This window comes from Avibacterium volantium (genome assembly GCF_900635775.1).
GTDB classification, from domain to species: Bacteria; Pseudomonadota; Gammaproteobacteria; order Enterobacterales; family Pasteurellaceae; genus Avibacterium; species Avibacterium volantium.
The window spans coordinates 77,321-100,250 of the sequence record NZ_LR134167.1; the positions used below are offsets into that span (position 1 = coordinate 77,321).

A 22,930-nucleotide genomic window follows, 5' to 3' on the forward strand; every position below is an offset into this window, starting at 1 on the left:
CTTATTCCCCTATAAACGCCAAGGCTTGCTCCACAACTTCTATGCCAGCCCCGGCTTTATGGGCGTTTTCGCTGAGATGTCTGCGCCATTGGCGTGCGCCTTTACAGTGTTGAAATGCACCAAGCATATGGCGGGTGATGTGGTTGAGGTGTACACCTTGGGAAAGTTGTTGCTCAATATAAGGGAACATTTTTTCCACCGCTTCTCTTGGGCGCACAATTGGGCTTTGCGGATCAAACAAGGCTTGGTCAATGTAACCCAATAAACTTGGGTTTTGATAGGCTTCACGCCCCACCATTACGCCATCTACATAATTCAAATGAGCTTGAATTTCTTCAATAGTTTTAATCCCACCGTTAATACTAATCCACAATTGTGGAAAATCCCGTTTCAGTTGGTAAACCCGATCATAATCAAGTGGCGGGATTTCGCGATTTTCTTTTGGGCTTAAGCCACTAAGCCACGCTTTGCGCGCGTGAATGATCAGCTCTTGGCAGCCCGCGTTTGCTACTTTTTCGACAAAATCACACAGAAATTCGTAGCTGTCTAAATCATCAATACCAATACGCGTTTTCACCGTAACGGGAATGTTCACGGCGGATTGCATTTGTTCAACACACTGAGCAACTAAATCCGCTTTTGCCATTAGGCACGCACCAAACATTCCATTTTGTACGCGATCAGAGGGGCAACCTACATTGAGATTAATTTCTTGATAGCCCCGTTGTTCTGCCAACCTAGCACAATGTTGCAACTGATCGGGATCACTACCGCCAAGCTGAAGTGCCACAGGATTTTCCACCAGATCAAATTCTAAATGATCGTATTTGGCGTGAATGATCGCCCCTGTGGTGACCATTTCCGTATAAAGTAAGGCGTGCTGGCTAAACTGACGGTGAAAATAGCGGCAATGGCGGGTTGTCCAATCGAGCATTGGGGCGACGGAAAACCGCCCACGATAAAAGTGCGGTTGTTTTTCAGTGAGTTTTTTTTGTTCCATTATTTGGTTTCTTCTTGTACGGCTTGTTTTGTTACTTCTTGTTTCACTGCGTCTTGTTTTATGGCCTCTTGTTGCTTCGCCTCCTCTTGGATACGTTGGCGGAAGCGTCCTGCAGCAAAATGATAGAACGGTTTTGCGTTAAATTGGCGTGAAATAATAGAAGCGATAAGGCTACAAATCAAGAGCCAAAATAGCACGGGCTCGCTTGATGTCATTTCCATTACCACCACACTTGCCGTAACCGGGGATTGGGTTGCGCCAGCCAAAAACGCCGCCATACACAATAAAACCAGTAAACGCTGATCGACAATGCCGCCAGTCAGCGCCCAGATCTGCGCTCCAATGCCTGCGCCTGTGGTTAATGATGGGGTGAAAATCCCCCCTGCCGTGCCTGTCCAATAAGTGGCAACGGTAGCAAACAGTTTGCTTATTCCTACTTCGCTACCAATTTCTGCGCCGCTCAGTGCTTGGGTAACCACATCATAGCCTGTGCCGTAAGTTTGTCCGTGAGTGAATGTCCCAAGCCCTGCAAGGATTAAGCCTAAAATAAAGGCGGTATAAATAGGGTGGCGGCGAATCCAACCACGAATTTTTGCAGGTGCACTGCCTGCCACACCTTTGGCTAATAATTTCGCGAAAATGCCACCAAATATGCCACTTACTACGCCACATAACATTACCCATAAGAACATATAAGGCACGGAGGTTTCCCCTTGATAATTCGGGAAATAAGGGTTATTGCCTTCAATGGCAACCAAAATAAACCCAGCGGTCAGCACGCCGAGTAACACACGGCGTTCCCAACGTAACAAAATGCCACGGCCTAATTCTTCAATAGCAAAAATCACCCCAGCTAACGGCGCATTAAAGGCCGCGGCTAAACCGCCAGCTGCCCCTGTTGCCATTAATTCATTGGCGTTTAAGCCCTTGAATGCCAAGCCGTGGCGGCGGCACACATTGCCCCACGCATACATTACCGCCGCGCCCACTTGCACAGACGGCCCTTCGCGCCCCACAGAAGCACCAAATAACATCGCTAAAAACGTGAGTGGAATTTTCCACAGCGTTTGCCCAAAGGCAATGAGCTTACTTTTATTGGCGCTGTACGGCATATCAATAGAGGCAATCACCTGCGGAATCCCACTGCCCGAAACATAAGGGGTATATTTTGCGGTAAACCAAGCTAAAAATGCCAAACCTAAGGGCAGCACTAGCCATACGGCATAAGGATATTTTGCACTCCATTGGGCATTCCAATGTAAGGCAAGATCGGCAAATTTCGCAAAGCCCAGTGAGAATAAGGAGACCAACGCCGCGCCGATCAATAAACAGGAAAACTCAATGGTTTTACGCGAAATACGATAGCTTTGGCGTAATTTTCGGTGAATAAAATGACGAATTTTTTGGGTGAGTCGCTTTAACATTTTAGATGATTGAGATGAAAATAAATTGTGGAAAATTATAGCAATATTTTCGTGCGTGAGATATGGCAAGGATCAAGAAGATGAAAAATAGGCAAAAAAAATCACCGCACTTATTTCGCGAATAAAGTAAAGTGCGGTGAGATTTTTTTAATTTTATCTCCTAAAAGTTAAAGCACAAAGTATTTATCTAGATTAAGAATCTGGAGATTAATCTAAGGACTAACTTATATCTGACACAACTTGGGATTGAAAACATTCTTTATGATAGGAATAAATGCAGTCTAAGCAAAACCCCAAAATATTTTTCATAGAAATACCCCTTCTCCCTATTAAATCAATACAAATTATCATTTAGTCAAGCTTAGCTTAATACTGCTATGATTTACGGCAATTAACTCCCTACTAACTAAGGAAACAAAAATGACTGATAATTCAATCAAAAAATGTCCGGTTACCCACTTAACCACCGATTTTGGTGCGCCAGTGGTAGATAACCAAAACAGTTTAACCGCAGGGCCACGTGGGCCACTTTTAGCCCAAGATGTGTGGCTGCAAGAAAAATTAGCGAACTTTGTGCGTGAAGTGATTCCTGAACGCCGTATGCACGCGAAAGGTTCTGGTGCATTCGGGACATTCACCGTTACCCACGATATTACCAAATATACCCGTGCGAAAATTTTTAGTGAAATTGGTAAGAAAACAGAAATGTTCGCGCGTTTTACCACAGTAGCCGGTGAGCGTGGGGCGGCAGATGCAGAGCGTGATATTCGCGGTTTCGCACTGAAATTTTACACCGAAGAAGGTAACTGGGATATGGTGGGCAACAACACGCCTGTATTCTTCTTGCGTGATCCGCGTAAATTCCCAGATCTTAACAAAGCGGTAAAACGCGATCCACGCACCAATATGCGTTCAGCGACTTACAACTGGGATTTCTGGACATTGTTACCAGAAGCGCTCCATCAAGTAACCATCGTGATGAGTGATCGCGGTATCCCGGCAAGTTATCGTCATATGCACGGCTACGGATCGCACACTTATAGCTTTATTAATGCAGAAAATGAGCGTTTTTGGGTGAAATTTCACTTCCGCACACAACAAGGCATTAAAAATCTTACCGATGCTGAAGCAGAAGCGATTATCGGTAAAGATCGCGAAAGTCACCAACGTGATTTATATGAAGTCATTGAGCGTGGTGATTTCCCGAAATGGACGATGTTTGTGCAAATTATGCCAGAAAAAGACGCGGAAAAAGTGCCTTATCACCCTTTCGATCTTACCAAAGTATGGCCGAAAAAAGATTATCCATTAATTGAGGTGGGTGAGTTTGAACTCAATCGCAATCCAGAAAACTTCTTCTTAGATGTAGAACAATCTGCGTTTGCACCAAGTAATTTAGTGCCAGGAATTAGCGTATCACCAGACCGTATGCTACAAGCGCGCTTGTTCAACTATGCAGACGCACAGCGTTATCGTTTAGGCGTGAATTATCAGCAAATCCCTGTAAACCGTGCACGTTGCCCTGTACACAGTAACCACCGTGATGGTCAAGGACGTGTGGACGCAAACTATGGTAGCCTGCCGCATTATGAGCCAAACAGCTTCAGCCAATGGCAAGAGCAACCGCAATACAAAGAGCCACCATTGAAAATCACTGGCGATGCGGATTTTTGGGATTATCGCGAAGATGACGCAGATTATTTCAGCCAACCGCGCGCGTTGTTCCAGTTAATGACTGAAGAACAAAAACAAGTGCTTTTTGAAAACACCGCACGCGCCTTGGGCGATGCCCCTGATTTTATCAAGCAACGTCATATCGACAACTGCACCAAGTGCGATCCAGCCTATGGCGAAGGCATTAAGAAAGCGTTAGGTTGGGAATAGTCCTACAATAAAAGCACCTTGTTTTATTGCCCACTAAAAGTTGAATTAAATAATTTAACACAAGGGGGGAGATTAACTAGGTGCTTTTTTATTTTCTTGTATCGCATCTCTTCAATAAAATGATTTTTTATCGTAGGAAAGGTTAATGGAACTGATATTTTACATGATAACAAACAGGCATTTTTTTACTTAATATAAAAAGAATTAAACCGTTGCTTAATATTTTATTTAAAGAGAAAAATTCGTAAAAATTCAACCGCACTTATTTTTTCGTATAAAAATAAAGTGCGGTTGAAAATCATTGAATTTTTGTGGGCTACAGAAAATTCTATTTCTAAATATCCACTACAGGCTTAGTCTTCCGTCCAGCGTTTAAAAATAAGCGACGTATTCACTCCACCAAAGGCGAAGTTATTATTCATAACATAATCTGTGTGAATTTCTCTTGCGGCGTGGCGGATATAATCTAACTCACCACAACGTGGATCGATATTGTCTAGGTTGAGCGTTGGGGCAAACCAGTTATCTCGCATCATTTCGATGGAGAACCAAGATTCTAATGCACCGCACGCACCGAGAGTGTGTCCAAGATAGCTTTTTTGAGAACTAAGGGGTACGTTACCAAATAAAGCAGCGGTGGCAAGGGTTTCTGCAATATCACCTTGCTCTGTGGCGGTGCCGTGTCCATTTACATAGCCAATTTGCTCAGGACGTAAGCCTGCGTCTTCTAAAGCCAATTCCATACAGCGTTGCATCGTTTCTTTTTTCGGACGCGTGATATGGCTACCATCGCTGTTCGCTCCATAGCCTACGACTTCCGCTAAGATTGTTGCATTACGCGCTTTGGCGTGTTCAAGTTCTTCTAAGACGAAGATCCCAGCGCCCTCACCGATCACCAAGCCATCACGATCCTGATCATAAGGGCGCGGTGTTTGCAGTGGTTGGTCATCACGACGACTTGCGGCGTAAAGGGAGTCAAACACATAAACTTGTGAAGGGCAGAATTCTTCACCACCGCCTGCTAACATCATTGGGATCATTCCATATTTGATCGCTTCATAGGCATAGCCAATGCCTTGGCTGCCTGATGAGCAGGCGCTTGAGGTGGGAATAATGCGTCCGCTTAAGCCAAAGAAAATGCCGATATTTGCCGCTGTGGTATGGGGCATCATTCGCACATAAGTATTAGCGCTGCTGGTGTTTGGATAGCCTGCCATCATTAAGCCAAGATCTTGAATATCTTTGGTACTACCTGATGATGAACCACTTGCTACCCCCATATTGCCATTGAGTACACAAGGATCTAGTTCGCCATTTTGCAATAACCCTGCATTTGTTAGCGCCATTTCAGCAGCATCAACACAAAGCTGAGCCACTTTCCCCATACTGCGTAACTGCTTACGATTCCAATGGCTTGGCGGTGTGTAATTGTTGATCGGCGCACCAAGACGAGATTCAATTTCTCCGTCTAACTTGCCCCAATCCATTGTTTGCACCGCATTTTTTTGTTTCGCAAAGGCTTGCTTAATGCTCGCCCAATCACGCCCAAATGCGGTAATACCGCCAACACCTGTTACCACAACTCGTTTCATCATTTGTTCCTTAGCATAATCCGCCATTTACGGCGATCACTTGGCGAGTAATATAGCCTGCTTTTTCATTCATTAAGAAATCGACTGCGTGTGCCACTTCCTCAGGTTCTCCCATTCTTGCAACAGGAATGGCTTTGAGAATATCTTCAACAGGTACATTTTCGTCTAAAATTTCTGTATTAATTAACCCCGGAGCAACACAATTTACCGTGATTTTGCGTTTTGCTAATTCCACGGCAAGGGCTTTTGCCGCGCCAATAATCCCCGCTTTTGAGGCGCTGTAATTCACTTGTCCACGATTTCCAATTAAGCCAGACACGGATGTGATACACACAATTCGCCCTGCTTTTCGGCGGCGGATCATCGGCATCATAATGGGGTGAAGAACATTGTAAAAGCCATCTAAATTGGTGCGTAACACAATATCCCAATCTTCATCGGTTAATGCAGGAAAAGCATTATCTCGGGTTAATCCAGCATTGAGCACCACACCATAGTAAGCCCCAAATTGCTCAACATCAGCCAGTAATTTTTGTGCGGTGTCATCACGATCACTCACATCAAATTGCAAAATGCGTACATTTTGTCCCATTGCTCGAATTTGTTCTGCCACTGCTTGTGCTTCTGCCACTCGACTACGGCAGTGCAATACAATATCAAAGCCTGATTGCGCCAGCTGTAACGCAATGGCTTTGCCAATACCCCGGCTAGAGCCTGTAATTAATACGCTATTTGTCATACTTTTTTCTCTTTTGGTGGACGCAATACATTCAGCGTCCCTTCAATAATCAGTTCATTCGTATTTTTATTTCGCAGTTGGCAATCAAATACGCCAAAGCCAGTGTCATCTTCAAGAGAGCGCTGAATGCGAATTTCCAATGTGCTGCCAACAGGAATATTTTGCTGATAAATATGTAATTTTCTTGTACCAAGCCAATAACCTAGCCCAATAGGCTGACCTGCTCGAACACATTTACAACCCGCCCAAGCCGCAATGCCCTGAGCCATAATTTCAGCCCCTACAAAACTTGCTAGTTTGCCATTTTTTAGCAAAATATGATCCGCACTTACCTGTGCTTGCGCAATGAGAAAATCTTCCCCAAATTCATCAATTTGTTGTAATAGCACCATTTCACCACTGTGTGGCAAAAGTGGCGCAATATGGGTAATCGGGCAGGTTAAATCAAACATCGCTTTCTCCCAAAATGATCACCGTATTATTGCCGCCAAAAGCAAAGGAGCTGCTTGCACCAATGCGTTTTCTGTGCGTCCAGCGGCTGTTATCGTCTGTAATCGCAACCTTCGGTAAGGCAGGATCGGGCTCGCCGTCCCATAATTGTGGAGGCAATTTCCCCTCGGGATTGAAATCAGAATGAATCATTCCCCACAAAATCGCTGCTTCTACTGCGCCGGCAGCGCCTAATGTATGCCCTGTGTAGGGTTTTGTTGTGGTGCAAGGGGTATTTTCACCAAACACATTATGCACCGCTAAAATTTCCATTTGATCGTTATGGAGCGTGCCTGTGCCGTGCAAATTGATCCAACCGATTTCATCTGCCGCAAGCTGGCTATTTGCTAAAGCGGCTCGAAATGCCGCAATCGCTCCTTCGCCCTCGGGGTGTGGGGAAGACATATGATACGCATCACTACTCGCGCCATAGCCTAATAATTCCACCGATTGTCCTAAAGGTTGTTTAGACAGCACAAACATTGCTGCACCCTCGCCAATATTAATCTCTTTACGATTTGCTGAAAGCGGATTCGTTTGGCTATCAGATAACACAGACAAGGATTGAAAGCCCTTAATGGTTAAAGGCGATAAGGTATCCACACCGCCACAAATCACCGCATCACATAGATTATTTTTCAATAATCGTGCCGCACTCATTAAGGCTCTTGCCCCAGACGTGCAAGCGGTGGAAATGCCATAACATAAGCCATTCAAACCATATTGCCACGCGACAAAATCGGCGGGTGCAGAAAAATATTGTTGCTGTTGTTTAAAAGACACTTTCGACCAATCTTGATGTTCTGCGGCTTGCTTAAATACTTCAATGTTTTCATCTACGCCTGTGGTGGATGTCCCCACCACCACGGCAATGCGATGTTTGCCGAACGTCTGAATGGCTTGCTCAATCTGCGTTTCTAGCTGGGCTAAACAATGCCACAAAAGCTGATTATTACGGCTACGATGTTCGGCGGGAACAGTATCTTGAAAAGGGCGAAGTGGCACATTCACCGCACCATACATTCGTGCATTGTCTGACAGCCCATTTTCACTAAATGGCGTATCACACAAACTTAACGTAGAAGGTGCGCCTGATAATAAGGTTGAAATATGGGCTGCCAGCCCCTCGCCTAAACTACTTACCACCGCAGGTTGCGATAAATACAATTTACTCACATTATTCCTTAATTTAGTAACGTTACACGCCAGTGGCTGTGGTCGGTTAAATCAATTTTCCACGCAGGGGATTGCCCTTCAATCGACCACACTGGTTTGTGATTAATAAAATAAACTCGTTGTTTACCTTGCATTTCCACTGCGCTAAATGGAAAAAGCGAAGCGTCTGGGTATAACGCCGTTGCGATCGCAGAAAATAACCACTTCGCTTGTGGATTTGGCATTACAAAACCATCATTTTGCCAACCTTGCGGCGTTAAAATCGCTCGTGCTAAGGGCGCACCAAGGGGATCGGTTTGCACCCAACGCCATTGCTTAGGCTGATATTGTAAGGCAAGTAAACTTTGTTGCTGTGAGAGATGTTGCTCATCTTGCCGTTCAATTTTAAATAATTGGCTCGCTGGCGTATTCGCTGGAAAATCTTGCGGTTGCGGCAAATTCTGACAGCCCATCAAACCACATAGCACAACAGTAATAACCCCAGCTCGCCATTGATTCATTCTTTTTATCATCATATTAAGTGCGGTTGTTTTTTTTTTATTTTTTCGATTGTAGCATATTTCTTTTTATTTCAATTCACAGAAAAACGAGAACCTTATGCTATGTACTAACGAATTTGGAAAAACACGCAAAAATCCCACCGCACTTTAATTTTCTATCTATTTTTATTTCTCATTACTCTTGGCTTGCCGCACCACAAATCTCAGCTAACGCAGCAAGGCGCTGTTTTGATTTCGCCACAAATGGATTGGCACTATCCCACGCATAGCCAGCTAAGATAGAAGAAATCATACGGCGAATTTCAGGCTGTGGATCTTTGGCATACACCACATCTTGGAACGAACCATCATACCAGCCATTTACATAAGTGCGGAAGGTATCAACGCCAAGCATTAATGGTTCGGCAAATTCTTTTTGCCAATCAACGCTCTCGCCTTTTAATTGACGCACGATTAACGGCGCGGCAAGATGCGCGGAATGCAACGCAATGGTTACCCCTGATGAAAATACGGGATCTAAAAACTCCGCCGCATTACCCAATAAAGCAAAGCCTTTGCCGTGCAAGGTTTTTACATTCGCAGAATAGCCCTGAATATGGCGATAAGGGAAGTCGTTTTCCCACACTGCATTTTTTAATATCCGTTTTAGCATAGGGCATTCTAACGCAAACTTTTTCAACACCTGTTCATCATCACCATCAAGGGTTTCTGGCAAGCCTACCACGCCAATTGAGCAACGATTATCGGCAAACGGAATTAACCATAGCCACACATCACGATGCACTGGGTGAGTGGTAATAAGAATTTTGTTTCGATCAAACTCAGGATCATCAATATTGTCATCAATATGGGTGAAACGAGCCACACGAGCAGGCAAGTGCGAAGGTAACTCCAAATCTAATAAGCGTGGTAATACGCGCCCGTAACCACTTGCATCAAGAACAAATTTCGCGTGCAAATTGTAGCTTTCACCTTTATCGTTACGCACCTGTAATTGCACACCATTGTCTTGAGGTTCAAAAGCTAACACTTCATTGCCAAAACGCACATCAACGCCACGCTTTGCCACTTCATCAATTAAAATTTTATCGAAAATTCCCCGTCTAACTTGAAAGGTTGTGCCAGCACCAGTGGTAAATTTGTCGGTAAAATCAAAATAAGTATAGCGATTGCCCCAAGTGAACGCTGCGCCATTTTTAAATTGGAAACTCGGTTCGCGGTTTACTGCGTCCACCAATTCTGCTTCACGCAAAATTTCCATACAATAAGGCAGTAGGCTCTCACCAATCACAAAGCGTGGGAAATATTGTTTCTCTAACACGCATACAGACAACCCTTGCTTTGCTAACAATGCCGCAGCCACTGAACCTGAAGGCCCTGCACCAATAATTGCAACATCACATTGACTCATTTTTTTCTCCCTAAAAAGTTTATTTATTATTTACGATACATTATAAACGCAATCCCCACTGCACAGATCACGCCGATACTCACGCTTAGTCCAAACAACGCCACCGCTGGCGTGCTGCTTAACGTGAGCAAACCGAAAGAAATCAGCGTGGTACTGGCCGCGAGTAAAATGGCGAATTGCTTATGCGCAGTCAATGCCGACACCGCTTGCAAATACGCCACATAATCCACTGCAATGGCGGAAACTAATAACATTCCAAACATCGCAAACAAACTGATTGGCAAGCCAAGCCAGCCGAAAATCCCCAAGGTGGCAAGCACCGCACAAACTGGCACAAATAACATTTTGCCACTGGTTTTCGCCCCGAAATAACGCCATAACAACAATCCCGCCAACGCGAAAGAAAGCAGTTTCAACCACGCTGCTTGATTACGGGTTTGTTGGAAAGATTCGTTTAAGTGGCTACGCTTGTCTTGCCAGAAAATATCTTGATCATTCGCAAGTTGCGATAAGGCTTGGTGAACTCCACCATTAACAGGAACAATCGCTGTGCGTTGTCCGTTTATTTGCCCTAAATACAAACTTTGCCACCCTTGCCCTAAGGGGCTTTTTAGTGCAGCTTGTAAGGATACCGCAGGTTGGGTTGTCAGCGCGTTAAGCTGTTGTTGCACAATTTCAGCAGTAATACCCATTGCGGTGAGCGGTGCGAAATCCTGTTCAGATAAATTCTGTAATTGTTGGGCAAAATTATGCTGCTGCTTTTCGCTCATTAACCATTGGCTCAAAGATTGATAACTTTCTAGCTGCTGTTGCTGCTTGGCTTGTTTTAATCGAATATCAAGTGCGGTCAATTTTTCGAGTAATTTTTCATCATTTTCTGCTCGCACAAAAAAATATTGCCCACTTAACTGCATTCCGATTAATTCACCAATTTTCTGCGTTTGGCTGACTAAGTTGGGCGACAATGCCACCCATTGGCGAATATCATCTTGCCATTTAGATTGCGTAATTCCGCCTACCACAAAAAGACTGAGCATAGCGAGTAAGGCTTTTCGATAAACCAAAAACTTTTGCAAAAAGCACCGCACTTTGTAAAAGGCATATAACAAATTTGTTGGGCGTTTAGTTTGATAATGGAGGAAAAAATAAGGCAATAAAAGTTGTGTACACAACACCGCTGCCAATAGTGCCGCCGCTGAAAATAGCGCAGTTTGCTGTAACACGGGTAAGGTGGTGAACCCCAGCAAACCATAGCCAAGCAAGGTGACTAATAAACTCACGCTAAAGGTTAGGCGTAATTTCTGCATTGCAGGCTGTGGTTGCCAACGGCGAGAAAGCAATGAGCCAGATAACCAATGTAGCGGAAAGTCAATCAACACACCGATTAAACTCGTGCCGATGACCAGGGTTAAAATATGCACCTGCTTAAACCAAGCAAGGGTTGCCACTAAACCGACCAACACGCCAGCTGCAATGGGGAAAAATAGCCATAATACGCGTAACGATCGAAATACCACCAGCAATAAGCTTAAAGTCAGCCCAATGCCAAAGCCGCTCATTAATTGGCTTTCTTGTTCCGCTCCTTGTTTGGCTTGCAGCGCAAATAAACTTGCGCCAGTGATCGCCATTTCCGCCCCCTGTTCTTGCACAAGGTGCTGATTTTGCGCAATCAGTTGCTGCAATGCCAAAGGTGGAGTAAGCCAGTTTTGTGGGGTTAATTCGCCTTGCAATAATACCCAAGTTTTTCCTTGCTCATTGACTGTTAATGCGCCACTTTCTGCCTGCCATTGCACATTGCTTTGTGGCTGTGCTTGCGCGAGTGTAAATCGTCCGAAGCCAAGCCAATCTTGATCTAAGGGCAATAAACTTTGTGCCGCGAAAGGATTACTAATTTGCTCGGCATATTGCTGAAAATATTGATGGGGCTGTTGAATTAATTGTGTACGAATATCCACAGGCAAGGTGGCGAAAGCAAGGGCTTTTACGCCTTCACGAAGCTGATTAAGATCGGGTTGAAATTCACTCGCCACTTGGCTGAACAATCCGCTCTCACGCCAGCGCTGTGCAATTTGTTGCGAAAGTTGCAATGCTTGGTGAACTTGCGGTGCGCCGACAAGGGCAATAATTTTGCGGTTAAGTTGTTGTTCCTGTTGTTTATCCACTTGCTGCTGCACCGCTTGCCATTGTTGATCCTTAGGGAGCAGTGCTTGTAAATCTGTTTGTAGCCAATTCCCACGCCAGATAAACACCGCCAGCACAGCCACACAAAACACCAAGCTTATTACATAAGCAAGGCGAACCGATGTAGAAAAAAGTGCGGTGGAAAATTTTGCTGTTTTTATTGGCAAGTGCGACATTTTGGCTCTCACTTTTTTATTCTAGTGCTTGCTTTACCGCAGGTGGTAAGGGTTGATTAAGCTGAATGTGCTGAAAGTGAATTTTGGTGCTATCGCCTTGCACTTCATTCAGTTGCATTGCGGTAACACTTTGATTTCCCTGCACAATAATTGACGTAAAGATCTGTTTCATTAAGAGTGAACTAGGCGTAAGGTGCAATGTCCATTGTTTTGCATCGCCACTTAATGCCACGTCAAAATGGCTTTTTAGCCCTGACAAATCTCCCGACAACAACCCTAAAAACAGACGAATTTGTTGCGATTGTGTCATATTTCCGTTGGAAATCCAGTGTTGCCCATTCCATTGCTCAATGCCTTGTGACGTGATGCGTAATTCCGTGCTAAACGGCTGTTGCATTTTCCACAGCAATCCCTTTTCTGCCACTAAGGCAAATTGCCCACTGCTTTCAATCGGTTGGGGTAATGCTTTGAGAAAGCGTTGCTGCAAAAAATCCCCTTGCACATTATGGCTTTGTTGAAGTTGTTTGATCAGATCTTGCTCTGAAAACGCCCAAAGGGGCAAGCTGATTACCCCTAGCAATAACACCAAATATTTTTTCATTTCAGTTTTTCCTTTGCCTTAGGCTAACGGTTGAAAGCCTTTGTAGGCTTCAAAGGCTTTACGCCAATTTTCTGTTGCCTCTAATTGCATTTCGCCTGTTTGGGCGTCCACCACCACTTGTGTGGTGCTGGCGACCGTGAGTTTTTTACCCGTTGCTAAATCGGTAATCACATAATCAATACGCAGGCAAGTATCATATTCCACCACGGAAAGGGTTACGCGGATTTTTTGACGAAAAAGCGCAGGGCGAACGTATTTCACATTCAGTTGCACAATGGGCCAACCATAGCCGTCAGCACGAATATCATCATAAGTGTAGCCAATGTCTTCTAGCAACGCACAACGTGCCATTTCAAAATATTTAATGTAATGCCCGTGCCACATAATATGCGCAGAATCCACATCAAAAAAGGGAATTTCATAATCAGATTGATGTTGGCAATAAACGTGTTTTTTCGCTTTCATTCTTTATTATCGTTCCAAAAATCGTAAAAATTAAACCATTGCAATGGCTGCTCACGGCAGGCTTGCGCCAATACATCAGCATATTGTCGCATTGCCTGTTGAATATGTTGCTGGCGCACTTCACCTCGCCCTGAAATGGCAGTGCTGAAACGGCGCAATTTTAATTGATAGCGTCCTTGCGATTTCACACAAAACACCGTATTAAGCGGTGCTTTGAGCAATGCCGAAAGCAGCCAAGCGCCTTGCGGAAAATCTGCTAGTCTGCCGAGAAAATTAACTTTTTGTGTTTTATCGCCACGCACAGGAATGCGATCTGCGGCAATGGCAATCCATTCACCACGTTCTATACGTTGGTGCAATTCAAACATCTTTTGTGCATCTAAATCCGTTACCTGAATGACAGGAAGGGCTTTTGCCCCCGCTTTTTCTAAAGCTTCATTAAAAGCCTCTGCGTGGTGGCTATGTACTAACACGTTCAGCACAAAATTAGGATGATGTCCGCTATCAACTAACGCGCGACAAATTTCAATATTGCCAAAATGGGAGCATAATAAAATTTGCCCACGGCTTTGATGATCAATATCGTGATAAAGATTATCCGCATCATCAATATGCAAATCGTGATAGTTAATTTTATTTTGCCACACCGCAAAGCGATCCGTGATTGCTTCGCCAAAAGTCAAAAATTGACGAAAAACCGCCCAAGTTGGTAATTTCACTTCTGGAAAGGTTTGACACAAACATTGCTGATATTCAGCAATATATTGACGCGCTTTCTTTGAAGTGGCAAAAAAATAGCTCACTACCACGAAGGTCGCAAAGCGGATCGCCCACAAAGGCAGATATGCCACAATCAAGCGGGTGAGATTGAGAAAGAATCGAGTACCACGCTCTTGTTGCTTTGCCCAATGTTTTTCTTGTTGGCTCATAACGGTTTGCCTCGTATCATTCGCCATACCATTTGCCAAAAAAGTTTGGTGTGCATTTTGCTGATTTTCCAGTTATCCGCAAAAGCACGGAAATGTGATGTGCCATTCTTATCATAACGCACGGGGGTATCCACCCATACCATTGGAATTTGATACCAATGTGCTTTGACAATAATTTCAATGTCAAAATCCATTCGATCGCCAATTTTTTCCTGTTTCAACAAATCCATCATTGCCACCACAGGATAAAGCCGAAAACCACACATTCCATCTAAAATATCCCGTGAATGGGTGTGAATGGCATTCCAAAAATCGGTAATCTTTCTACCGTATAAACGGGATTTTGGTGCATCATCGCCATAAATAGGACGTCCACAAATAAGTGCGGTGGGATTTTCCGCACTTTTTTGTAAAAAGATCGCCACATCAGAAAGTTGATGTTGCCCGTCTGCATCGACTTGTACAGCATAGGCAAAACCCTGTTCCCACGCCAGCTTAAATCCCACTTTCATTGCCGCGCCTTTGCCCCCATTCTGCGGACAAAAATGAACTTGAATACCGTCTTGTTGTGCAAGTTCGTGAAGTGCCGCTTTGTGCTCCGCTGTTGAGCCATCATCAATAATCAGCACAGGTAAATTAAGTTGGCGTAGCTGATGTGCCACGGCACCTACGGTGTTGGAATGATTGTAATGAGGAATAAGGGCAATCACTTGTTGATTTATTGGCTGATTATGCATTGGTTAATTCCTCTTGCTGGCGGAGAAAGGCCTGCTCGAAATCTGCTTTTAAAATTTTTGATTGGCTGTTGCGTGGCAGTTTCTCGGTAAAACGCCAAAAACGTGGCAACGCTGCGGCTTCTTGAGTTTGGCTAAGATGCTGGCGAAGTGAATGAATGACCGCATTACGCCCTTGTGTGCGATATTGGTTTACCCCTTCTTCATTTAACGCCACCCAAGCCGCAGGGCGAGCCTGATTAGGGTGCTGCGCAATAAAGCAATCCACCACCCAAGAATGCTGCTGCAAGGCTTGTTCTATATTGACCAGCGAAATGCGTTTATCACCCAGTTTGACAATGCGATCCACACGCCCAAGCAGTAAAAAACGCTCGCCGTGCATTTCCGCCGCGTCTGCCATAATTTCTGGCAGATCAAGCCAAGGGGATTTCACCCAAAGCGTGCCATTTTCTGTTAATCCTACTGTGGTAAATATGGTCGGCGTCCATAATGTTTCTTGCTCACGAAACGCTATTGCCCCTGTTTCAGTGCTACCGTAGCATTCGATCATTCGGCAAGATAAAGTGTCACGAATACGTTGTGCCGTATCCAAAGGTAAAGGCGAACCTGCGGAAACAACAGCACGAATGCCACAACGCGCAAGTTTGGGATCTTTTAAATTAAGGTGAGTCAGCAAGGCAGGGCTGCTTACCCATAATACATTTTCTGCGTGTAAACTTTCGCTCATCAAATATTCGGGATAATGATATTGCAAGCGTGCCAACGGCCAGCCTAAATAGAGCGGTAAGAAAATTCGGTAAGATAAACCGTAATGATGTTGGGCTGATACACTTGATACCACATATAGCGGTGTATTCTCTGAAAATGCGACACTCTGCGCAATAGCTTGAGCCTCTTGCCACATTTTTTCTGCGGTTTTAACTAAAATTTTTGGCTCACCACTGCTACCTGAGGTTTTAAGCCAAATTTCACTTTGACAATGGGGATCGATTAAAGGCTGGGCTAAAGTTTCAGCGTTAATTTGTTGTGCTAAACCAAAGGTGGCAAAGCATTCATTATCCATCAACATCGCATTTTCTTGTGCTAGCCATTGTTGGTTTTCCGCCAATAAGTTTGGCGGCAATAACACCCGCACTTTTGCCTGAAAGCACGCCAGCAACACGCACGCCATTTGGGCCGCATCATCAAGCCATAAGCCTAGGCTATGTATCTGTTGCTGCTGTAATTGCTGACTAATTTGCCACGCTCGCAAGGTAAAATCTTGTTTTGACCAAGAAGGATTTAAGGTGATGTCCTTCATTGCTGAAAAATTAATTTGCATGATGTTTTTTTACTTGTTGTCGAATGATCCATTCAATGCCCATCACTAAACCAATGAACACATAGGAAATCACCCCTGAATATAATGCCCAATAATCATAATATTGCCCGAATATTAGTGCGCTGGTAATCACGATATTGATAATAAACACAACGCACCATACTTGGGTTACGGTTCGGGTGTAACGCACACCTTCTGCGGTTAAATTCGGTTCTTGCAAGCGGGCTAAACGCTCTACAAAGGTTTGCGATTGCCATAGGCTGCTTGCAAATAAGGTGAGCATTAATCCATTGATAATCACGGGATACCAAAACATTCCCACTAAGGCGCGTGTGCCTGCGATCACCGCTAAAATTAATGCTAGGCAAAAAGAGAAATAACGCTGCGCTGAGGGCTTTTGTAGCAGCCCTTTCACCGCCCATAATGCCGCCATTATCCACGGCAGATAAAACAAAATGGGGCTATTTGCCCCTTGCCACCAAAAAACAATGGGAAAAGCCACCGCACTTACTGCAAGGAATAAGGTGATAAGAACGGAAGTTAGGGCTTTCATTATGTTATTCCGTTAAAAGTGCCACACCGCTACAGCAAGTTTCTTCGGCAACTTTAAGCTGGAATGTGATCCGCCGCTTTTCAGGCTGCCAACTAAGCGTGAGTTCAAATTCATCATTTGGACGTAAAAAATGCTGGAACTTCAAACGATCAATGCTCGAAAAATTAAGATTCCTACCTAAAAAATCCTGCATTTTTTCGCTGATCCATTGTAACTCAATCACGCCCGGCACTAAGGGAAATTCAGCAAAATGATCTTTTAAGAAACGCAATTCCAACGGCACTTTGCCTTTGATCACATATTGATTGCCATCACACTCTGGCTTAGACCAAATAGGATCAAGCACGCTTTCCATACAAACTTGATTAAAGGCTAATTTATTAATTTTCGATTGACTATTGCGCGGCAATTTATCAGTAAAACGCCAAAAACGTGGAATGGCGGATTTATCTTGATTTGCAGCAACAGCTTGTTTCAGTTCGGCAATTAATGCACGGCGACCTTGTTCACGGAAAGCATTAATGCCAGCCTCCGTCAATCCCACCCACGCAGCTAAGCGATTTTGCTCTGGGTGGCGTGCGATATAACAATCTTCCACAAAAGGATGTTGTAATAACTGACGTTCAATGCTCACTAAAGATGTGCGCTTATCACCAATTTTCACAATGCGATCACAACGTCCAAGTAAACGAAAGCCTGAGCCTTCAAATTCCACCACATCTGCGGTTTGCTCGCGTCCTGAAATCCAGTCCGCTTCAATCCATAAGGCATCTTGTTCATCTTGCCCAAGCTGGCTATTTGGCAACCTTTGCCAAAGATGAATATCATCACGGATTGCAATCGGGCCAGTTTCCGTACTGCCGTAAATTTCTACCACGGGGACGTGGATTGCCGCACGGATTTGAGTTGAAACATCTTCAGCCAATGCGCCACCTGAAGAAACAATACCACGCAGACTTTTTGGCATTGCCATTGTGTCCCAAGCAATACTTGATAACATCGCAGGGCTACTCACCAGCACGGCATTTTCTGATTGGTTAAGCGCCGACTTGATACACTCAGGATAAAACAATTGCTTACGCCCAATTTGCCACCCAAGCGCTAACGACATCATAATATGCACGGTTAAGCCATAAACGTGCTGAATGCTCACCGTGCTAATGGCACGCCATTGATTATCCGCAGGGAAAGGCAGAGCCTCTGCCAACACTTGCGCGCTTCGCCACATTTGCTGAGCGGTTTTCACAATAGTTTTTGCTTCCCCTGTGCTACCAGAGGTTTTCAGCCAAATTTCTGTTTGTGCGTTACGATCAAAGTGCGGTGCAAAATTTTCTTGTTTTTGTACCTGCTGATCGCCACCAAAATCCTTAAACGCCATATAAGGTGAAAGTTCAGCATCATTATCACACAACCAGAACTGAGCGTGCTGCGCAACCCATTCACGGCTTTCTTGGGTTAAATTGGGTGGAAAAAGCACGCGTACATCAGCCTGCCAAGCAGCAAGCAAGGTGCAGGCAAGGTTTGCGCCGTCTTCTAACCAAACCGCAATAGATTTCACTTTTTGCTGTTTGAACGCTTGCGCCATTTGTAGGGCTTTGTAAGCAAAATCGCCATAGCGCCAATCGGGCTGCGTGGCGATAAGACTATGTTCCGTGTAATTAGGCATTCTGAGAGTCGTCTGTGGCTTGTTGAGCTTCTTGGCTCATTTTTAACACCGCTTGCACCACATCATTTACTGTACGCACATTGCGGAAATCTTCAGGTTTCACTTTGTATCCAGTGTTGCGTTTGATGTAGTCAATTAAATCAATGGCGTCAATGCTATCAATTTCTAGATCTTCATAAAGATTCGTTTCTGGGGTGATTTTCTTGGGATCAATTTCAAATAAAGATACCAAGGCCTCAGAAAGCAAATCTTGAATTTGTTGTTCTGTCATCATCGTCATTAACCTTGTTGTGAGCGAATAAAGGCGGCTAAAGTATTGACATTAGTGAAGTGATCGCGCAATGCGTGCTGTTCACTATCTAATTGTAAATTAAAGGCTTTTTGTACTGCTAAACCGAGTTCTAGCGCATCAACAGAATCTAGCCCTAAGCCCTCATCGCTAAACAGCAATGTATCATTTTCAATATCTTCTGGGCTAATGTCTTCCAATGCTAAACTTTCGATAATGATATTTTTAAGTTGTTGTTCTAATTCCATTTTATTTATCCTTTTTGTTGAGTTTGAGAATTAAAATAATCGTTTAAATATTGTGTTAAGCGGCGTGCTGCCAAAGGTAAGGGTTTTTCAGCAAGCCAATCTTGTGGATCAATGTCCTCTCCCACAGAGAGCTCATAAGTAATGCGGCTTTTAGGTAATTGATACCAAGGTTGCCCTTTTTTGAAATTCAGCGGATGCATTTTGATCACCACGGGAGTAATCACTTTTGCACTACGCAAACCAATAGATACCGCACCACGGTTAAGTTTCACCACACCGTCCCAACCTGTTCTAGTCCCCTCAGGGAAAAGCAAAATTGCCTGTTCTTTCAGCACGTTATCGCATTGTTCTAACAGCTCAAGGGATTCTGTGTTCGGCAAAAATCCACAAGCCAAAATTTGGTTTCGCATTGTTGGGTTATGCAATAAATCTTGTTTCACAATGCAATTTAGTTCTGGCGTTTTCGCTAAGGTCAGCACCACATCAAGCAAAGAGGGGTGATTGGCGATAACTAATTGCCCGGCACGCCCTAATTTTTCAAAACCTTGATATTTGACTTCTAGCACGCCACTCCAAACAGTAAAACGCACAAAATAATGCCAAATTTTTCCAACAAAACGGCGTACTTTTAATTGCGTAGCTAAGTTTTGTGGGCGGCGTGCATAAGGGTATAACACTAGTTGCAATAATGTTCCTGCCACGCCCCAAAAAGCAAACCCTATGGCAGTGGCAAGAAAACGGCGTAGCCAATCTAATTTTTCTGCCATAACCAAATATCTCCACGCGAACTTGGGGTTTGCCACTGAGATTGGTCTAAATATTGTTGCTGTACCCAAAATAACGCATTATCACTACATTTTTCGGCAAGATCGCCACGTTCTTCAGCACAATGCAAGCTAAGTTGATATTGGTTGCCTTTTTCTACTACTAAGGCTAACGCATAACCAAAAGGCTGACGCACTACAGGTTCGGCATTATATTGTTCTGCCAATGGAGATTCTGCTACCACCACAAGTACGCGTTCTTGCCCTTCTTGCAACAATAAATAAGCCTCAAGCAATGCCACTTCCAAATTATCTTGTTGTGCCATAATTGCCGTGGTTTCAGCTTTGACTTGGCGCATTTCTGACCATTGCCCTACCAATGCATTATGCACAGATAAATTGAATGAAGTCGGTGAAACATCACCCTCTGTTAAAAGACTATGCCAAAGGGCAAAGTTTCGATTGATTTCGCTATTGGCAGAGGCATAAACCACAGGGATATTGGGTTGTTCTTCCATAAGATCCCAAGCGGCTTCAAAAAATAAGCGAGCCAGCTCACTTAAACGTCGCCGTTTTAATGGGGGAAGAAAGGCTAACTTAGGCGCAAAAGGCTGCCATAAATGGCTATTTTTCGCCCAATGAGCTTCGCCTAATTGCCAATCTTGGCGAGAAAGTTCACGGTTAGTAACCACTTTCCAGCCACGCAGAGAAAAATTAAACTGACAAATTGCAGTATTCATTGAAATTATTGGAATAATTCGTTAATCATTAGATCGGTTTGGCCTTGTAAGCCAACTTGTTTTACACGATCTACTTCATCGCCACGTCTTTTGTATGTAACTGCTCCAATCACTTGTTTATCCTGTATAACGGTGAAACGTGCGCGAGCAATAATAGCGCGGTTACCACGAACATTTACTTTTAAAGTAGAAGCACAGCCTGCAATCTCATTAGATTTTGCAAAATGTGCTTGAATACCACGTTTTTTTAGACTAGCCAAAATAGAATCAGAAAAATCTTCAGGCGCTCTTTGTAAATTTCCTGTCACACATAATGGTTGTTTAAGGTGAGCTAATTGTACTGGACTAGCATCATCAATCCCAGCTGCACAACCACCTAATGTGCTTACTAATAAACTAATAGCTAATAATTTTTTCATTGTAAAACTCCCTGCTATTTATTTGGATAAAAATATGGTGGAAGTTTACCTTAATTTAAGCTAAATTATCAAATGGAAAAAATGATATGGAAAGGAGTTTTCATCTCATTTATTTAACTTTTGTAAAATAAGGAAAGACTATGAAAAATTCAGTAAAAGTTATGCTTGCATTCGCCACTGTATTACTTGCTGCTTGCGCCCCTAGAGATACCACCCATTATTACTCCATTCAGGAAGCATTAAATTCTCCTGAAGCAAAAGAAGTGTTAGATCCAAAAATTAAACTCTATTTTGGCAAGCCTGCGCCGGGTAAAGTTGTCAAAGCGGGGTTAGTGAGTAATCGTAAAACCAATGCGGCAAATAAGAGCGATGAAAAATCTTGTCAATGGGCGTTCCTAACTGTAGTGAAACAATTCCAAGATACAGCGAAAAAACGCGGTGCAACCAAAGTGGGTAATATCATCAGTTTCTATAAGAAACACCCTTATCGCAGCACAACACAATACGAATGCCACGCAGGTAATTTAATGAGTGGTGTTGCCTTAAAAGGCGATATTGTTCGCTAATTCATTTCTTTAAGTGCGGTCGAAAATTTGGAAATTTTACACCGCACTTAACATTTTAGCTGGCTTGACAATCACATTATCAAATTTATAATTTCGCGCCGAATTTTATTGGCACACATTTTTAGCATTTAACTTTATGGACACGCATTCACCTAAACATATCCTTGTGGTTTCTTATTCACAAACAGGGCAACTTTCTCGTTTAGTAGAGAATTTTCTGCAACCATTACGCACACAGCAAGAGATCATCATTGAAGAATATCAGGTGAAATCGCAGCAAGATTATGCGTTTCCGTGGAAATTTACCCCATTTTTTAACACCTTTCCTGAAAGTGTTCACTTACAACCTGCGCCAATTCAGCCACCGCAATTACAGCGTGATCACTATGATTTGGTGATTATCGCCTATAGCGTTTGGTTTCTTTCCCCCTCTCAACCCATTACTGCATTTTTGCAAAGTGAACAGGGCAAACAAGTCTTGCACAACACGCCTGTGATCACCTTAATCGGCTGTCGTAATATGTGGTTAATGGCACAAGAAAAAGTCAAAGCCTTATTACATCAAGCGGGCGCAACGCTGGTGGGCAATATTGTTAAAACCGATCAATCTAATGCGTGGGCAAGTTTTATCACCACGCCATTATGGCTGTTTACAGGCAAAAAGCGTCCTTATGAATGGTTACCTAGCGCCGGCATTAGTGAAGAAAATATTACCGATATGCAGCGATTTGGTCGAGAACTTGCAGAAAAATTAGCAGAAAATGCCTCGCTCGATCAACCGCTATTTCAACATATGGGCGCGGTGCAAATTGATGAGAAACTGATGATGAGTGAAAAAGTGGGACACCGCAGTTTTTATTTATGGGGGAAATTATTACTCAAGTGCGGTCAAATTTCGCCACGTTTACGCCAAGCGGTGCTGTATGTTTATATTGCTTTTTTAATATTATTAATTATTACTGTCGTACCAATTTCTGCCCTAATTAAGCGTTTACTAAAACCTTTATTAAAAGAAAAACTTGAACGCCAAAAACGCTATTTTGCTGCACCATCTGGAGAATAA

The 22,930-nt window shown here is 43.6% G+C and carries 24 protein-coding genes; 3 read left to right on the forward strand and 21 right to left on the reverse strand.

Translation table 11 applies throughout. From position 1 onward, the window contains the following. Nucleotide 1 precedes the first annotated feature (1 nt). Nucleotides 2–1,000 carry a tRNA dihydrouridine(20/20a) synthase DusA gene (dusA, locus tag ELZ61_RS00380; RefSeq protein WP_126370646.1) on the reverse strand — a complete coding sequence of 333 codons (999 nt, stop codon included), beginning with the start codon at nucleotides 998–1,000 and terminating at the stop codon, nucleotides 2–4. Further along, entirely contained in the window at nucleotides 1,000–2,424 is a 1,425-nt protein-coding gene (locus ELZ61_RS00385; protein ID WP_126370648.1) for a chloride channel protein, read from the reverse strand. The genes dusA and ELZ61_RS00385 overlap by 1 nt, the downstream gene beginning before the upstream one ends. Nucleotides 2,425–2,844: 420 nt before the next feature. On the opposite strand from ELZ61_RS00385, the gene ELZ61_RS00390 reads away from it, so the two are divergent. Further along, on the forward strand, nucleotides 2,845–4,308 hold the full coding sequence (locus ELZ61_RS00390) for a catalase (RefSeq protein ID WP_126370650.1): 1,464 nt from the start codon (nucleotides 2,845–2,847) through the stop codon (nucleotides 4,306–4,308). Nucleotides 4,309–4,661: 353 nt separating this feature from the next. Here ELZ61_RS00390 and ELZ61_RS00395 read toward each other — a convergent pair whose 3' ends face one another. The 19 genes from ELZ61_RS00395 to ELZ61_RS00485 form a co-directional block, all read right to left on the reverse strand. After that, a complete protein-coding gene (locus ELZ61_RS00395) occupies nucleotides 4,662–5,900 on the reverse strand; it encodes a beta-ketoacyl-ACP synthase (RefSeq protein WP_197717471.1) in 1,239 nt (412 codons plus the stop codon). A 10-nt stretch (nucleotides 5,901–5,910) separates the two neighbouring features. Then, nucleotides 5,911–6,639: a 3-oxoacyl-ACP reductase FabG gene (gene fabG, locus ELZ61_RS00400; RefSeq protein ID WP_126370653.1), complete on the reverse strand. Its 729-nt coding sequence runs from the start codon at nucleotides 6,637–6,639 to the stop codon at nucleotides 5,911–5,913. Continuing rightward, entirely contained in the window at nucleotides 6,636–7,091 is a 456-nt protein-coding gene (locus tag ELZ61_RS00405; RefSeq protein WP_126370655.1) for a hotdog family protein, read from the reverse strand. Before ELZ61_RS00405 ends, fabG begins: the two co-directional genes overlap by 4 nt. After that, on the reverse strand, nucleotides 7,084–8,304 hold the full coding sequence (locus tag ELZ61_RS00410) for a beta-ketoacyl-ACP synthase (RefSeq protein ID WP_126370657.1): 1,221 nt from the start codon (nucleotides 8,302–8,304) through the stop codon (nucleotides 7,084–7,086). Before ELZ61_RS00410 ends, ELZ61_RS00405 begins: the two co-directional genes overlap by 8 nt. Before the next feature lie 8 nt (nucleotides 8,305–8,312). After that, nucleotides 8,313–8,804: a DUF3261 domain-containing protein gene (locus tag ELZ61_RS00415; protein WP_126370659.1), complete on the reverse strand. Its 492-nt coding sequence runs from the start codon at nucleotides 8,802–8,804 to the stop codon at nucleotides 8,313–8,315. A 175-nt stretch (nucleotides 8,805–8,979) separates the two neighbouring features. Then, nucleotides 8,980–10,215 carry an NAD(P)/FAD-dependent oxidoreductase gene (locus ELZ61_RS00420; protein WP_126370661.1) on the reverse strand — a complete coding sequence of 412 codons (1,236 nt, stop codon included), beginning with the start codon at nucleotides 10,213–10,215 and terminating at the stop codon, nucleotides 8,980–8,982. A gap of 26 nt (nucleotides 10,216–10,241) precedes the next feature. Continuing rightward, nucleotides 10,242–12,572, reverse strand: a complete 2,331-nt coding sequence (locus tag ELZ61_RS00425) for an MMPL family transporter (protein WP_126370663.1) — start codon at nucleotides 12,570–12,572, stop codon at nucleotides 10,242–10,244. A 16-nt stretch (nucleotides 12,573–12,588) separates the two neighbouring features. Continuing rightward, nucleotides 12,589–13,173 carry an outer membrane lipoprotein carrier protein LolA gene (locus ELZ61_RS00430; RefSeq protein ID WP_126370665.1) on the reverse strand — a complete coding sequence of 195 codons (585 nt, stop codon included), beginning with the start codon at nucleotides 13,171–13,173 and terminating at the stop codon, nucleotides 12,589–12,591. 18 nt (nucleotides 13,174–13,191) lie between these two features. After that, nucleotides 13,192–13,638 (reverse strand): acyl-CoA thioesterase, encoded by a 447-nt coding sequence (locus tag ELZ61_RS00435; protein ID WP_103853665.1) that lies wholly within the window; start codon nucleotides 13,636–13,638, stop codon nucleotides 13,192–13,194. Further along, entirely contained in the window at nucleotides 13,635–14,567 is a 933-nt protein-coding gene (locus tag ELZ61_RS00440; RefSeq protein ID WP_126370667.1) for an LpxL/LpxP family acyltransferase, read from the reverse strand. Before ELZ61_RS00440 ends, ELZ61_RS00435 begins: the two co-directional genes overlap by 4 nt. Then, a complete protein-coding gene (locus ELZ61_RS00445; protein ID WP_126370668.1) occupies nucleotides 14,564–15,304 on the reverse strand; it encodes a glycosyltransferase family 2 protein in 741 nt (246 codons plus the stop codon). The genes ELZ61_RS00440 and ELZ61_RS00445 overlap by 4 nt, the downstream gene beginning before the upstream one ends. Continuing rightward, nucleotides 15,297–16,622, reverse strand: a complete 1,326-nt coding sequence (locus ELZ61_RS00450; protein WP_126370670.1) for an AMP-binding protein — start codon at nucleotides 16,620–16,622, stop codon at nucleotides 15,297–15,299. The genes ELZ61_RS00445 and ELZ61_RS00450 overlap by 8 nt, the downstream gene beginning before the upstream one ends. Further along, entirely contained in the window at nucleotides 16,612–17,175 is a 564-nt protein-coding gene (locus ELZ61_RS00455; protein ID WP_126370672.1) for a COG4648 family protein, read from the reverse strand. The genes ELZ61_RS00450 and ELZ61_RS00455 overlap by 11 nt, the downstream gene beginning before the upstream one ends. Before the next feature lie 4 nt (nucleotides 17,176–17,179). Beyond that, on the reverse strand, nucleotides 17,180–18,841 hold the full coding sequence (locus ELZ61_RS00460; protein WP_126370673.1) for an ApeI family dehydratase: 1,662 nt from the start codon (nucleotides 18,839–18,841) through the stop codon (nucleotides 17,180–17,182). Next, nucleotides 18,834–19,112 (reverse strand): acyl carrier protein, encoded by a 279-nt coding sequence (locus ELZ61_RS00465; protein ID WP_126373515.1) that lies wholly within the window; start codon nucleotides 19,110–19,112, stop codon nucleotides 18,834–18,836. The genes ELZ61_RS00460 and ELZ61_RS00465 overlap by 8 nt, the downstream gene beginning before the upstream one ends. 8 nt (nucleotides 19,113–19,120) lie before the next feature. After that, nucleotides 19,121–19,378, reverse strand: a complete 258-nt coding sequence (locus ELZ61_RS00470; protein ID WP_103853659.1) for a phosphopantetheine-binding protein — start codon at nucleotides 19,376–19,378, stop codon at nucleotides 19,121–19,123. Nucleotides 19,379–19,383: 5 nt separating this feature from the next. Further along, the gene (locus ELZ61_RS00475; RefSeq protein ID WP_126370675.1) at nucleotides 19,384–20,145 is read right to left on the reverse strand and encodes a lysophospholipid acyltransferase family protein; all 762 of its coding nucleotides are present in this window, start codon (nucleotides 20,143–20,145) and stop codon (nucleotides 19,384–19,386) included. After that, the gene (locus tag ELZ61_RS00480; protein WP_126370677.1) at nucleotides 20,130–20,882 is read right to left on the reverse strand and encodes a beta-ketoacyl synthase chain length factor; all 753 of its coding nucleotides are present in this window, start codon (nucleotides 20,880–20,882) and stop codon (nucleotides 20,130–20,132) included. The genes ELZ61_RS00475 and ELZ61_RS00480 overlap by 16 nt, the downstream gene beginning before the upstream one ends. Before the next feature lie 5 nt (nucleotides 20,883–20,887). After that, nucleotides 20,888–21,301, reverse strand: a complete 414-nt coding sequence (locus ELZ61_RS00485) for a hypothetical protein (RefSeq protein ID WP_126370679.1) — start codon at nucleotides 21,299–21,301, stop codon at nucleotides 20,888–20,890. A gap of 140 nt (nucleotides 21,302–21,441) precedes the next feature. Between ELZ61_RS00485 and ELZ61_RS00490 the strand changes: the two genes are divergently transcribed. Both ELZ61_RS00490 and ELZ61_RS00495 read left to right on the forward strand, forming a co-directional pair. Continuing rightward, nucleotides 21,442–21,867: an excinuclease ABC subunit A gene (locus tag ELZ61_RS00490; protein WP_103855892.1), complete on the forward strand. Its 426-nt coding sequence runs from the start codon at nucleotides 21,442–21,444 to the stop codon at nucleotides 21,865–21,867. Between the two features lie 136 nt (nucleotides 21,868–22,003). Continuing rightward, complete coding sequence (locus ELZ61_RS00495) at nucleotides 22,004–22,930, forward strand: dialkylrecorsinol condensing enzyme (RefSeq protein ID WP_126370681.1); 927 nt, start codon at nucleotides 22,004–22,006, stop codon at nucleotides 22,928–22,930.